The organism is Mycobacterium scrofulaceum (assembly GCF_001667885.1).
Lineage (GTDB): Bacteria > Actinomycetota > Actinomycetes > Mycobacteriales > Mycobacteriaceae > Mycobacterium > Mycobacterium scrofulaceum_C.
This window is the reverse complement of sequence record NZ_LZJW01000042.1, coordinates 25,352-38,878: the sequence shown is the minus strand read 5'-3', so window position 1 is coordinate 38,878 and position 13,527 is coordinate 25,352. Positions and strand designations below refer to the sequence as shown.

The 13,527-nt window shown below is 68.0% G+C and carries 12 protein-coding genes; 10 read left to right on the top strand and 2 right to left on the bottom strand.

The genetic code is table 11. The features are described from left to right. Window positions 1-27 precede the first annotated feature (27 nt). Window positions 28-1,221 (top strand): enolase C-terminal domain-like protein, encoded by a 1,194-nt coding sequence (locus A5681_RS05045; protein WP_067270009.1) that lies wholly within the window; start codon window positions 28-30, stop codon window positions 1,219-1,221. Here A5681_RS05045 and A5681_RS05040 read toward each other — a convergent pair whose 3' ends face one another. Next, entirely contained in the window at window positions 1,222-2,331 is a 1,110-nt protein-coding gene (locus tag A5681_RS05040; protein WP_067270197.1) for an alcohol dehydrogenase catalytic domain-containing protein, read from the bottom strand. A 14-nt stretch (window positions 2,332-2,345) separates the two neighbouring features. Here A5681_RS05040 and A5681_RS05035 point away from each other — a divergent pair, with 14 nt between their 5' ends. Continuing rightward, window positions 2,346-2,837: an acyl-CoA thioesterase gene (locus A5681_RS05035; protein ID WP_067270006.1), complete on the top strand. Its 492-nt coding sequence runs from the start codon at window positions 2,346-2,348 to the stop codon at window positions 2,835-2,837. Between the two features lie 92 nt (window positions 2,838-2,929). Then, window positions 2,930-3,376, top strand: a complete 447-nt coding sequence (locus A5681_RS05030) for an SRPBCC family protein (RefSeq protein WP_067270004.1) — start codon at window positions 2,930-2,932, stop codon at window positions 3,374-3,376. 129 nt (window positions 3,377-3,505) lie between these two features. Here the strand turns inward: A5681_RS05030 and A5681_RS05025 are convergent, their stop codons facing one another. Further along, the gene (locus A5681_RS05025) at window positions 3,506-4,198 is read right to left on the bottom strand and encodes a GntR family transcriptional regulator (RefSeq protein ID WP_082968199.1); all 693 of its coding nucleotides are present in this window, start codon (window positions 4,196-4,198) and stop codon (window positions 3,506-3,508) included. A gap of 160 nt (window positions 4,199-4,358) precedes the next feature. Here A5681_RS05025 and fadD5 point away from each other — a divergent pair, with 160 nt between their 5' ends. The 7 genes from fadD5 to A5681_RS04990 all read left to right on the top strand — a co-directional run bounded on the left by fadD5 (window position 4,359) and on the right by A5681_RS04990 (window position 13,504). Next, window positions 4,359-5,975 carry a fatty-acid--CoA ligase FadD5 gene (gene fadD5 / locus A5681_RS05020; RefSeq protein ID WP_067270193.1) on the top strand — a complete coding sequence of 539 codons (1,617 nt, stop codon included), beginning with the start codon at window positions 4,359-4,361 and terminating at the stop codon, window positions 5,973-5,975. Between the two features lie 305 nt (window positions 5,976-6,280). Further along, the gene (locus A5681_RS05015) at window positions 6,281-7,096 is read left to right on the top strand and encodes an MlaE family ABC transporter permease (protein WP_067270001.1); all 816 of its coding nucleotides are present in this window, start codon (window positions 6,281-6,283) and stop codon (window positions 7,094-7,096) included. Window position 7,097: 1 nt separating this feature from the next. Continuing rightward, window positions 7,098-7,967 (top strand): MlaE family ABC transporter permease, encoded by an 870-nt coding sequence (locus A5681_RS05010; protein ID WP_067269997.1) that lies wholly within the window; start codon window positions 7,098-7,100, stop codon window positions 7,965-7,967. A gap of 2 nt (window positions 7,968-7,969) precedes the next feature. Continuing rightward, entirely contained in the window at window positions 7,970-9,271 is a 1,302-nt protein-coding gene (locus A5681_RS05005; protein ID WP_067269995.1) for an MCE family protein, read from the top strand. Then, complete coding sequence (locus tag A5681_RS05000; protein ID WP_067269993.1) at window positions 9,268-10,308, top strand: virulence factor Mce family protein; 1,041 nt, start codon at window positions 9,268-9,270, stop codon at window positions 10,306-10,308. The genes A5681_RS05005 and A5681_RS05000 overlap by 4 nt, the downstream gene beginning before the upstream one ends. Next, window positions 10,305-11,897: a virulence factor Mce family protein gene (locus tag A5681_RS04995; RefSeq protein ID WP_067269991.1), complete on the top strand. Its 1,593-nt coding sequence runs from the start codon at window positions 10,305-10,307 to the stop codon at window positions 11,895-11,897. Before A5681_RS05000 ends, A5681_RS04995 begins: the two co-directional genes overlap by 4 nt. Next, on the top strand, window positions 11,894-13,504 hold the full coding sequence (locus A5681_RS04990) for a virulence factor Mce family protein (protein WP_067269989.1): 1,611 nt from the start codon (window positions 11,894-11,896) through the stop codon (window positions 13,502-13,504). The genes A5681_RS04995 and A5681_RS04990 overlap by 4 nt, the downstream gene beginning before the upstream one ends. The last annotated feature ends 23 nt before the right edge of the window (window positions 13,505-13,527 follow it).

The following is a 13,527-nucleotide window of genomic DNA, read 5'->3' as shown; positions in this document are numbered from 1 at the left end:
GCCCGGAGCGTCGGCAGAATGTCTGCCATGAAGATCACCGGCCTCCAGGTCGTGCCGTTCGAGACACAAGTCGACCGAATCTCGTTCGGGCAGCTGATGACCGACTACCGGGTGGTGCAGACCGTGACCAAGGTGACCACCGACGAGGGCATCGAGGGCTACTACTTCGGCGGCCACTTCCACGGGGACCAGGACGGCCTGCTGCCGGGGGACCGCGCGATCATCACCCAATTCCTTAGCCCGCTGCTGGCCGGCCAGGACCCGCTCGACCGGGCCGAGATATGGCGGCAACTGTGGGCGGCCAAGCTACCCGAAAACGTCTGCAGCGTCATCGATCTCGCACTCTGGGATCTGGCGGGCCGAGCCGCCGGGCTGCCGGTCCGCAAATTGCTGGGCGGCGCCCGGGACCGGGTCAAGGCCTACGCCAGCAGTTTCAACAATCTCGGACCGCCCGAGGCGTACGCCGCGCACGCCGTCGAATGCAAAGGTCAGGGCTACGGCGCCTACAAGATCCACCCCTATCACTACTGGAATCCGGCGACGGGTCAGTTCGCGTTGCCGCGGCCGTCGTATGTGGACTGGGACATCCGGGTGTGTCGTGAGGTGCGGGCGGCGGTGGGGGACGAGATGGTGCTGATGTTCGACCCGTGGGGCACCTACCACACCTATGAGGACGCGCTGCGGGTCGGCCGCGAGCTGGAGCGGCTGGGCTTCTATTGGTATGAGCACCCGATGCCGGAGTACCGGGTCGAGTCCTACCGGCGACTCGGCGACGAACTCGACATCCCGATCTGCTCTCCCGAGATCGCCGAGGGCGGCCTCTTCACCCGGGCGGACTGGATCCTGCGCCACGCCTCGGACATCAGCCGCATCGACGTCCTGCGTGGGGGCATCACGGGCGTGATGAAGCTGGCCGGGATGTGCGAGGCGGTCGGCGTGCGGTGCGAGCTGCACATGAGCGGCTTCGGTAACCTGCAGGTGCTCGGCGCCACCAGCGAGGACGTCTGCGAGTACTACGAGCGCGGCCTGCTCGGGCCCGGCGCCCGCTACGACGCCGCGCCGCCCTACCTGACGGCGCCGTGCGACCCGCTCACCTCGGACGGGTTCGTCGAGATACCGTCGACCCCCGGACTGGGCTACCAAATCCGTTGGGACTACATCGAAGAACACCGCCTGCCGGACGCGGCGGTGGAGCCCGTCGCGCCGTTACACCCGCGGTAGTCAGTCGAACGTGATCAGTTGCCGCACGGCGGTGCCGTCGGCGAGGTTGTCCATCGCGGCGTTGATCTCGTCGAGCCGGATGGACGAGGACACCAGCGCCTCCACCGGCAGCCGGCCCGACTGCCACAGCGCGACGAACCGGGGGATGTCCCGGCTCGGCACCGCCGAACCCAGGTAACTGCCGATCAGCGACCGGCCCTCGGCGACAAAACCCAACGGCGACACCGTGATTCGTGCGTCCGGCGGCGGCAGCCCGACGGTGATGGTGCGGCCGCCCGGCCCGGTGAGGGCGATGGCCGTCTCCAGCGCCGCGGGATGGCCGACGGCCTCGATGACCACCGCGGCTTTCACGCCGGCGTCGACGGCCTGCTGCGGCGTGTACGCCTCGTGCGCGCCCCGGGCACGCGCGCCGGCCAGCTTGTCCGGCAGTTGGTCGACGGCGACCACGTGCACACCGTCGTAGGTCAGCGCCGTGAGCACCGCGGCCATCCCGACACCGCCCAGCCCGACGACGGCGACCGTCTGACCCGGTTGGGGATTGCCGACGTTGAGCACGGCGCCCCCGCCCGTCAGTACCGCGCAGCCCAGCAGGGCGGCAACCTCGGGGGGCACGTCGGGTGGCACCGGGACCACGCTGGCGCGGTTGACGACCGCGTGCGTCGCAAAGCCCGACACCCCGAGGTGGTGGTAGACGCGGTGGCCGTCCTGGTTGAGCCGGATGTCCCCGCCGAGCAACGTCCCGGCGGCGTTGGCCGCGCTGCCCGGCTCGCACGGTGTCAGACCCCCGGTCGCGCAGGCCGCGCACCGGCCGCACCGCGGCAGGAACACCAGCACGACCCGCTGACCGATCGCGAGATCCGAAACGCCGGCACCGATCTCCTCCACGATCCCGGCCGCCTCGTGACCGAGCAGCATCGGCACCGGCCGCACCCGGTTGCCGTCGACCACCGACAGGTCGGAATGGCAGACGCCGGCCGCCTCGATGCGGATCATCACCTCACCGCTGCCGGGCGGATCCAAGTCGAGATCGACGACGCGGATCGGCCGGGACTCGGCGTACGGGCGGGCCAGACCGATCCGGTCCAGCACGGCCCCCCGAATCTGAACCATGCTGGAATACAACCATGGCTGCGGAACCTCCGGTCTCGCCGGCTCCGGCGGTGCCGCCGGCGCCGGACGGGCTCACCAGCGACGACTTCCCGGTGTTGCGGCCGGTGGGAACCAGGTGGGCCGACAACGACATGTTCGGCCACCTGAACAACGCCGTGTACTACCAGTTGTTCGACACCGCCATCAACGCGTGGATCAACACCAGCACCGGCCTCGACCCGCTCACCACGCCCGCACTCGGGATCGTCGCCGAGTCGGGCTGCCGGTACTTCTCGGAGTTGCACTTCCCCGAAGGCCTCACGGTGGGTGTCGCGGTGACCCGGCTGGGCCGCAGCAGCGTGACGTATCGGCTGGGCGTCTTCCGCGCGGCGCGGGACGGGCAGGCCCAGCCCATCACCGCGCTGGGCCACTGGGTGCACGTCTACGTCGATCGCGCCAGCCGCAAGCCGATCGAAATTCCCGACCCCATCCGGTCGTTGCTGTCGACGGCCCGCGTGGACCGATAGGCCCGAGATTGCCCGCCGCGCCGGGGCTTTCGCGACAATCGCCGCCCGGCCGCAGCGTCGGGGCGTGCTGCCCACCCGGCTATGCTTCGCCAATGCCAGTTATGAGCAAGACCGTCGAAGTCAGCGCCGACGCCGCCTTGATCATGGCCATCGTCGCCGACTTCGAGGCTTACCCGCAGTGGAACGAGGAGATCAAGGGCCTCTGGGTGCTCGCCCGCTACGACGATGGGCGCCCCAGCCAGCTGCGGCTCGACACCGACTACCAAGGCATGCAGAGCGTGTTCATCCAGGCCGTGTACTACCCGGGGGAGAACCAGATCCAGACCGTCCTGCAGCAGGGCGACCTATTCACCAAGCAGGAGCAGTTGTTCAGCGTGGTGGAGATGGGCACCTCGAGCTTGCTGACCGTGGACTTGGACGTCGAGACCTCGATGCCGGTTCCGGCGCCGATGGTCAAGCAACTCCTCAACAACGTCCTGGACCACCTCGCCGAAAGCCTCAAGAAGCGCGCCGAACAGCTGGCCGCCGGCTCGTCCTGATCGCGGCCGCTTGTCGAAGATGGCGGCGACCCACTTCGCCCGGCCTTGCGGCCGCGCTCGTGATCGCCGCTAGTCGAAGATGGCGGCGACCCACTTCGCCCGGCCTTGCGGCCGCGCTCGTGATCGCCGCTAGTCGAAGATGCCGGTGCGGTCCCGCATTTCCGTCAGCCTCGCCGCCGCGTCGGTGAACTGCCACACGGTGTGCTCGATCACCGCGGCGGCGTCGCGCCGGCGCAGCGCCGCGATCAGCTGCCGGTGGTTGTCGACGGCGGCGGCGCCCCATTGCTGATCGGCGGCGTACACCAGCACCGGCATGTAGCGCGCGGCGTTGAGCAGGAACCAGGCCAGCTTGATTCGCCCGCTCGCCTGATTGAAGACCCGATGGAACGCGAACTCGATGCCCGCGATGGTCTCGGCATCCCCGGACCCGACGGCCGCCGCGAGCGCCTCGTTGATGCGTTCGAGCTCGTCGATCTCGGCGTCGGTGATGTGGTCGGTTGCCGCGGCGGCCAGCTCCTTGGCGATGGTGGCCTGCAGCCAGAAGATGTCCTCGACGTCCTGGCGGGTCAGCGGCAGCACGACGTGGCCGCGGTGCGGTTCGAGCTGCACCATGCCCTCGCCGCGCAGCTTCAGCAGGGCTTCACGCACCGGCGTGACGCTGACGCCGAGCTCGGCCGCAGTCTCATCGAGGCGGATGAACGTCCCCGGCCGCAGCGCCCCGGACATGATCGCCGCCCGGAGGTGACCCGCGACCTCGTCGGACAACTGTGCCCGGCGCAGGGGCCGTCGGCGCCTCAGTCGCGTGGATATCGGTGCGTTCACGGGGGCTGCCAGGGCTTTCGGGGCGTCGCGGAGGTTGGTTTGAAACTTTTGTCGGGGCTTGTCAGCAGGGCTTTCAGGCCATAATGTGACCCAGACAACACCATGTTTTATCAAATATCAACCTGGCGCAAGCGGTGCGCGAGTGAAGGGGAAGGCCGGAGTGACCGCGCAATTAGCGAGCCATCTGACGCAGGGGACGGAGCAGCCGTACCTCGCCCGGCGGCAGAATTGGGTGACCCAACTCGAGCGGCACGCCCTGATGCAACCGGGCGCCCCGGCGCTGCGGTTCCTGGGCAAGACCGTGACGTGGGGGGACCTGCGGCAGCGGGTGGCGGCGCTGGCCGATGCGTTGAGCCGGCGGAGAGTCGGCTTCGGCGACCGGGTCATGGTGTTGATGCTCAACCGCACCGAATTCGTCGAATCGGTGCTCGCGGTCAACATGCTCGGCGCCATCGCCGTGCCGCTGAACTTCCGGCTCACCCCGGCCGAGATCGCCTTCCTGGTCCAGGACTGTGAAGCCCGCGTGATGATCACCGAGTCGGTGCTCGTCCCGGTGGCCGCCGGGGTGCGCGAGGTCGAGCCACTGCTGGACACCATCGTCGTGGCCGGCGGCGCGGGCGACGAGCGCCTGCTCGGCTACGAAGACCTGATCGGCGAGCAGGGCGCCTCGCATGACCACGTCGACATTCCGAACGATTCGCCGGCGCTGATCATGTACACCTCGGGCACCACGGGCCGGCCGAAGGGCGCCGTGCTCACCCACACCAACCTGACCGGCCAGACCATGACGGGCCTGTACACCAACGGCGCCGACATCAACAACGACGTCGGTTTCGTCGGCGTCCCGTTCTTCCACATCGCGGGCATCGGCAACATGCTGACCGGGCTGCTGCTCGGCACCCCGACGGTGATCTACCCACTCGGCGCGTTCGAGCCGGGGCAACTGCTCGACGTGCTGGCCGAAGAGAAGGTCACCGGCCTGTTCCTGGTGCCCGCGCAGTGGCAGGCGGTTTGCGCCGAGCAACGGGCCCGGCCCCGCGACCTGAGGCTGCGGGTGATGTCCTGGGGGGCCGCGCCGGCGCCCGACGCGCTGCTGCGCGAGATGTCGGCGACGTTCCCCGGCACCCAGATCCTCGCCGCGTTCGGCCAGACCGAGATGTCTCCCGTCACCTGCATGCTGCCGGGGGAGGACGCGATCCGTAAACGCGGCTCGGTCGGCAAGGTGATCCCGACCGTGGCCGCCCGCGTGGTCGACGAGAACATGAACGACGTGCCGACCGGCGAGGTCGGCGAAATCGTTTATCGCGCACCAACTTTGATGAGCGGCTACTGGAACAACCCGGAGGCCACCGCGGAGGCCTTCGCCGGCGGGTGGTTCCACTCCGGCGACCTCGTCCGGATGGACGACGAGGGTTACGTGTGGGTGGTGGATCGCAAGAAGGACATGATCATCTCCGGCGGCGAGAACATCTACTGCGCGGAGGTGGAGAACGTCCTGGCCAGCCACCCCAGCATCGTCGAGGTCGCGGTCATCGGGCGCGCCCACGAGAAATGGGGCGAGGTGCCGATCGCGGTCGCGGCCGTCGCGGGCGACCAGCTGCTGCTCGACGAGCTGGAGGAATTCCTCACCGAGCGGCTGGCGCGCTACAAGCATCCCAAGGCGCTCGAGATTGTGGATGCGTTGCCGCGCAACCCCGCCGGCAAGGTGCTCAAGACTGAGCTACGGATCCGTTACGGAAACGCAAATATCGGTGAAAAGCGCTCCGGTGCAACATAATTCACGACCAGAGAGGAAAGCTGACGGAACCTGTAACGTTTGCCCGCTGTTGACGAAGGGTTAATTGTGCAGATGCAGTTCACACGTGCATGGCCATCGGGTACATTCCTGTGGTCTCCGTTACTACTTGTCAGTAGGGAGCCGATGGTCACACACGTTGGGTCGGGGCGACGCGGGGGCATGCCCGGCCACGTAACGGCGAGGCGGGGGGGTCCCCTCAGCCGGGCAACGGCGAAGGGGAGAGGCGTGCGACACGATCCGCCGCCGCGCCGAGAGGCGCGCGGTATCAGCTGGAGGGGGCAGCCGTGACTTCAACGTCGGCGAGTCGACGGGGCCCCTATTTGGTCGGTTACGTACGCGACCAACTGCAGACCCCACTGACGCTCATCGGGGGATTCTTCCGGATGTGCGTCCTCACCGGCAGGGCACTGTTCCGCTGGCCGTTCCAATGGCGCGAATTCGTCCTGCAGTGCTGGTTCATCATGCGGGTCGCTTTCCTGCCGACCATCATGGTGTCGATCCCGCTGACGGTCCTGCTGATCTTCACGCTCAACGTGCTGCTGGCCCAGTTCGGCGCCGCGGACCTGTCCGGCGCCGGCGCGGCGATCGGCGCGGTCACCCAGCTCGGCCCGCTCACCACGGTGCTCGTGGTGGCCGGCGCCGGGTCGACGGCGATCTGCGCCGACCTCGGCGCCCGCACCATCCGCGAAGAGATCGACGCCATGGAGGTGCTCGGCATCGACCCGATCCACCGGCTGGTGGTCCCCCGGGTGATCGCCGCGACCCTGGTCGCCACCCTGCTCAACGGCCTGGTGATCACCGTCGGCCTGGTCGGCGGCTACCTGTTCGGCGTCTACCTGCAAAACGTCTCGGGCGGCGCCTACCTCGCCACGCTGACCACGATCACGGGTCTGCCGGAGGTCGTCATCGCGACGGTCAAGGCCGCAACGTTCGGCCTGATCGCCGGGCTGGTCGGCTGCTACCGCGGCCTGACCGTGCGGGGCGGCTCGAAGGGGCTCGGCACCGCCGTCAACGAGACCGTCGTGCTCTGCGTGGTCGCGCTGTACGCGGTCAACGTGGTGCTGACGACCATCGGCGTGCGATTCGGAACGGGCCACTGACATGTCGACCTCTGCCGTATTGCGCGCCCGCTTCCCGCGGGCAGCCGAAAACCTCAACCGCTACGGCGGTGCCGCGGCCCGCGGGCTCGACGACGTCGGCCAGATGGCGTGGTTCGGGGTGGTCGCCCTCGGCCACATCCCGCACGCGCTGCGCAACTACCGCAAGGAGACCTTGCGGCTGATCGCCCAGATCGGCATGGGCACCGGGGCCATGGCCGTCATCGGCGGCACCGTCGCGATCGTCGGCTTCGTGACCCTGTCGGGTAGCTCCCTGGTCGCGATCCAGGGCTTCGCCTCGCTGGGCAACATCGGCGTCGAGGCGTTCACCGGCTTCTTCGCCGCGCTGATCAACGTCCGCATCGCCGCCCCCGTCGTGACCGGCATCGCCATGGCCGCCACCGTCGGCGCCGGCGCGACCGCCGAGCTGGGCGCCATGCGCATCAGCGAGGAGATCGACGCCCTGGAAGTCATGGGCATCAAGTCGATCTCGTTCCTGGCGACCACCCGGATCATGGCCGGTCTGGTCGTCATCATCCCGCTCTACTCGCTGGCGATGATCATGTCGTTCCTGTCCCCGCAGATCACCACCACGGTGCTGTACGGACAGTCCAACGGAACCTACGAGCACTACTTCCGGACGTTCCTGCGTCCCGACGACGTGTTCTGGTCGTTCCTCGAGGCCATCATCATCACGGCGGTCGTGATGATCACCCACTGCTTCTACGGCTACAACGCCGGCGGCGGACCCGTCGGCGTCGGAGAGGCCGTCGGCCGATCGATGCGTTTCTCGCTGGTGTCGGTCCAGGTCGTCGTTCTGGCAGCCGCGTTGGCGCTCTACGGTGTCAACCCCAACTTCGCGTTGACGGTGTAGCCATGACGTCACCAGTGAAGGTCAACAAGCCCCGCAACCCGCCGTACAAGCTGGCGGGCGTGGCAGCGCTGATCATCGCCATCGTGGCGCTGGTGCTGGTCTACGGGCAGTTCCGCGGCGACTTCACCCCCAAGACGAAGCTGACCATGCTGGCGTCGCGGGCGGGGCTGGTGATGGATCCCGGCTCGAAGGTCACCTACAACGGGGTGGAGATCGGCCGGGTGGCCAGCATCTCCGAGACCGTGCGCGACGGCAAGCCGGCCGCGAAGTTCACCCTGGACGTCTACCCCAGGTACCTGTCGCTGATCCCGTCCAACGTGAACGCCGACATCAAGGCGACCACGGTGTTCGGCGGCAAATACGTGTCGCTGACGACGCCGAAGAACCCGTCGCCGCAGAAGCTCAACCCGCACACCGTGATCGACGCGCGGTCGGTGACCACCGAGATCAACACGCTGTTCCAGACCGTCACCTCGATCGCGGAGAAGGTGGACCCGGTCAAGCTGAACCTGACGCTGAGCGCCGCCGCCCAGGCGCTGACCGGGCTGGGCGATCGGTTCGGGCAGTCGGTGGTCAACGCCAACGCCATCCTCGATGACGTCAATCCGCAGATGCCCCAGGCCCGCCGCGACATTCAGGGGTTGGCGGCGCTCGGGGACACCTACGCCAACGCCGCGCCCGACCTCATCGACTTCCTCAACAACGCGGTCATCACCTCGCGCACGATCAACGCGCAGCAGAAGGATCTCGACCAGGCCCTGTTGTCGGCGGCCGGGTTCGGCAACACCGGCGCCGACATCTTCAACCGGGGCGGCCCGTACCTGGCCCGCGGTGCCCAGGACCTGGTGCCCTCGGCCCAGCTGCTGGACACCTACAGCCCGGAGATCTTCTGCACGCTGCGCAACTACCACGACATCGAGCCCAAGGCCTCGTCGTTCCTGGGCGGCAACGGCTACTCGCTGAGCGCCCACACCGAGGCCCTGTCCGGGCTAGGGCTGCTGGCCAACCCCGTGTCGGCGGTGGCCACCCTCGCCAGCCTGGTGGGCGGGCTCGCCGGGCTCATCGGCGGCGCGCCGAACCCGTACACCTACCCGGAGAACTTGCCGCGGGTGAACGCGCGCGGCGGGCCGGGGGGCGCCCCCGGTTGCTGGCAGCAGATCACCCACGACCTGTGGCCGGCACCTGAATTGGTGATGGACAGCGGCAACAGCATCGCGCCGTACAACCACCTCGACACCGGCTCGCCGTACGCCATCGAGTACGTCTGGGGCCGCCAAGTAGGGGACAACACGATCAACCCATGAAAATCACCGGAACCATCGTCAGGCTCAGCATCTTCTCGTTGGTGCTGCTGATCTTCACTGTGATGATCATCGTCGTCTTCGGGCAGATGCGGTTCGACAGCACCAACTCGTACTCGGCCGAATTCACCAACGTCAGCGGGCTGCGGGCGGGCCAGTTCGTCCGCGCCTCCGGCGTGGAGATCGGCAAGGTCGACACGGTCGAGCTGGCCGACGGCGGCAAGCGGGCGCGGGTGAAGTTCAACGTCGACCGCTCGGTGCCGCTGTACCAGTCGACGACCGCGCAGATCCGCTACCTCGACCTGATCGGCAACCGCTACCTGGAGCTCAAGCGCGGCGAGGGTGAGGGCGCCGAGAAGGTGCTGCCGCCGGGCGGCTTCATCCCGATGTCGCGGACCGCGCCGGCGCTCGACCTCGACGCCCTGATCGGTGGTTTCAAGCCGCTGTTCCGTGCGCTGGACCCGCAGAAGGTGAACACCATCGCGACCGCGCTGATCACGGTGTTCCAGGGGCAGGGCGGCACGATCAACGACATCCTCGATCAGACCGCGCAGCTGACCAACCAGCTCGGTGAGCGCGACCAGGCGATCGGCGAGGTCATCAAGAACCTGAACATCGTCCTGGACACGACGGTCCGCCACCGGCAGCAGTTCGACCAGACGGTCAACAACCTCGAGGTGCTCATCACCGGGCTGAAGGGCCACGGTGACCAGCTGGCGGGCGGGACCGCGCACATCAGCAACGCCGCCGGGACGGTCGCCGACCTGCTCGCCGAGGACCGCGGGCTGCTGCACAAGACCCTCAACTACCTGGACGCGATCCAGCAGCCGCTCATCGACCAGCGCGATGGGCTCAACGACTACCTCAAGAAGGTGCCCAGCGCGTTGAACATGATCGGGCGCGCCATCGGCTCCTACGGCGACTTCGTGAACTTCTACGCCTGCGACATCACCCTGAAGATCAACGGTCTGCAGGCGGGTGGGCCGGTCCGCACGGTCCGGCTCTTCCAGCAGCCGACGGGTAGGTGCACCCCGCAATGAGGACACTGGAACCACCCAACCGGGTTCGCATCGGGTTGATGGGCATCATCGTGACGCTGCTCGTCATCGGCGTCGGTCAAAGCTTCACGAGCGTTCCGATGCTGATGGCCAAACCGCACTACTACGGCCAGTTCACCGACACCGGCGGTATCGGCGTGGGTGACAAGGTGCGCATCGCCGGCGTGGACGTCGGCAAGGTCGAGGCCCTCAATATCGAGGGCGACCACATCCTGGTCAAATTCAATCTCGGTACCGCCACCATCGGCACCGAGAGCCGGCTGGCGATCAAGACCGACACCATCCTCGGCAAGAAGATCCTGGACGTCGAGGCCCGGGGCAATCAGAAACTGAAGCCCGGCGACTCGTTGCCGATTGGTCAGAGCACCACGCCCTATCAGATCTACGACGCGTTCTTCGACGTCACGAAGGCCGCCCAGGGCTGGAACATCGACACGGTCAAGGAATCGCTGCACGTGCTGTCGCAGACCATCGACCAGACCTATCCCCACCTGAGCGCGGCGCTGGACGGCGTCGCCAAGTTCTCCGACACCATCGGCAAGCGCGACGAGCAGGTCAAGCATCTGCTGGCCCAGGCCAACCAGGTGGCCAGCGTCCTCGGTGACCGCAGCGACCAGGTCGACCGCCTGCTGGTCAACGCCAAGGACCTGCTGGTCGCCTTCAACGAGCGCGGCCAGGCCATCAACGCGTTGCTGGCGAACGTCGCCGCCTTCTCCGAGCAGGTCAAGGGCTTCATCAACGACAACCCCAACCTCAACCATGTGCTCGAACAGTTGCGCACCGTGAGCGACATCTTGAAGGAGCGCAAAGACGACGTCGCCGCGGGACTCACCGAGGTCGGCAAGTTCCTGCCGTCCCTGAACGAGGCGATCGCGTCGGGACCGTTCTTCAAGGTGGTCCTGCACAACCTCGCGCTGTACCAGATCATCCAGCCCTGGGTGGACGCCGCATTCAAGAAGCGCGGCATCGACCCGGAGAACTTCTGGCGTAGCGCCGGGCTGCCCGAATTCCGGTGGCCCGACCCGAACGGCACCCGGCTCCCGAACGGCGCGCCGCCGCCGGCGCCGCCGGTGCTGGAGGGCACCCCGGAGCACCCGGGGCCGGCCGTTCCTCCCGGGTCGCCCTGCTCCTACACCCCGGCCAACCCGGGCGGCAACGTGACCGTCGGCGACGAGGGTCTGCCGCGGCCGTGGAACCCGCTGCCGTGCGCCGGCGGGGGCATCGGACCGTTCGGCGGGCCGGGCTTCCCGGCGCCGGTCGACGTGATGACCTCGCCGCCGAACCCGGGCGGTCTGCCGCCGACGCCGGGCATCCCGATCGCCGGGCGACCGGGCGACCCGCCGCCGGACGTGCCGGGCACACCGGTGCCGCTGCCGGCGCAGGCGCCCCCGGGCGCGCGCACCGAGAACCTGGCGCCGGCCGGTCCGACGCCGCCGCCGTCGACGTTCGCGCCGGGCTTCCCGCCGGGACCGGCGGCCCCACCCGGGCCGGGGAACCAGCTACCGGCGCCCTTCATCAACCCGGGCGGAACGGGCGGCAGCGGTGCTGCCGGGGGAGGTAGCCAGAATTGAGCACCGCCTTTGACATCCGGAACATCCGGCTACCCAAGATGACCCGGGCGACCGTGATCATCGGCTCGCTGGTGATCGTGCTCGCCTTGGTCGTCGGGTTCGTCGGCTGGCGGCTGTACGAAAAGCTGACCAACAACACCGTGGTGGCCTACTTCCCGGCGGCCAACGCCCTCTACCCGGGCGACAAGGTCCAGATCATGGGGCTGCGGGTGGGCGCGATCGACAAGATCGAGCCGGCCGGCGACAAGATGAAGGTCACCTTCCACTACGAGAACAAGTACCGGGTCCCCGCCAACGCCAACGCCGTGATCCTCAACCCGACGCTGGTGGCGTCGCGGGCCATCCAGCTGGAGCCGCCCTACAAGGGCGGCCCGGTGCTGGCCGACAACGCCGTGATCCCGGAGGAGCGCACGCAGGTCCCGGTGGAGTGGGACCAGCTGCGCAACAGCATCACGAACATCATCTCCAAGCTGGGCCCCACGCCCGAGCAGCCGACCGGCCCGTTCGGTGAGGTCATCGAGTCCTATGCCAATGGCCTGGCCGGCAAGGGCAAGGAGATCAACACGACGCTGACCAACCTGTCGAAGGCGTTGACCGCGTTGAACGAGGGCCGCGGCGACTTCTTCGCGGTGGTGAAGAGCCTGGCGCTGTTCGTCAACGCGCTGCACAAGGACGACCAGCAGTTCGTCGCGCTGAACCAGAACTTGGCCGACTTCACCACCCGGCTCGCGCACAACGACACGGACCTTGCGAACGCGATCGAGCAGTTCGACGGACTGCTGTCCACTGTGCGCCCGTTTTTGGACAAGAACCGCGGTGTGCTGACCTACGACATCAACAACCTGGCCACGGTGACGAACACGATTCTGCAGCCGGATCCGCTGAACGGGCTGGAGACCGCGCTGCACGTCCTGCCGACGGCCGCCGCGAACATCAACCAGATCTATCACCCGTCGCACGGGTCGGTGGTCGCCATCCCGGCGATCACGAACTTCGCCAACCCGATGCAGTTCATCTGTAGCTCGATCCAGGCCGGCAGCCGGCTCGGGTATCAGGAGTCCGCCGAGCTGTGCGCGCAGTACCTGGCGCCGATCCTCGACGCGATCAAGTTCAACTACCTGCCGTTCGGCGTGAACCTGTTCAGCACCGCCGAGACCCTGCCCAAGCAGGTGGCCTATTCGGAAGATCGGCTGCACCCGCCGAACGGATACAAGGACACCACCGTGCCCGGCATCTGGGTTCCGGACACCCCGACGTCGCACCGCAACACCCAGCCCGGCTGGATCGTCGCGCCCGGCATGCAGGGCCAGCAGGTCGGGCCGATCACCGCGGGGCTGATGACCCCGGACTCGCTGTCCGAGCTCATGGGAGGCCCCAACATCGCGCCCGTGCAATCGAACCTGCAGACGCCGCCGGGACCGCCGAACGCCTACGACGAGAACCCGATCGTGCCGCCCATCGGTTTGAACGCGCCGGTTCCCATCCAGCCGCCGCCACCCGGGCCGAACGTGGCCCCGGGCCCGGTCGCCCCGACGCCTGCGCCGGTCGCGGCGCCGGCGCCCAACGCGGGTGGGCCCGCGGTGCCGACTGACGGGGGTGGCCAGTGAAGCGCGAGACGAGCGCGGAACGC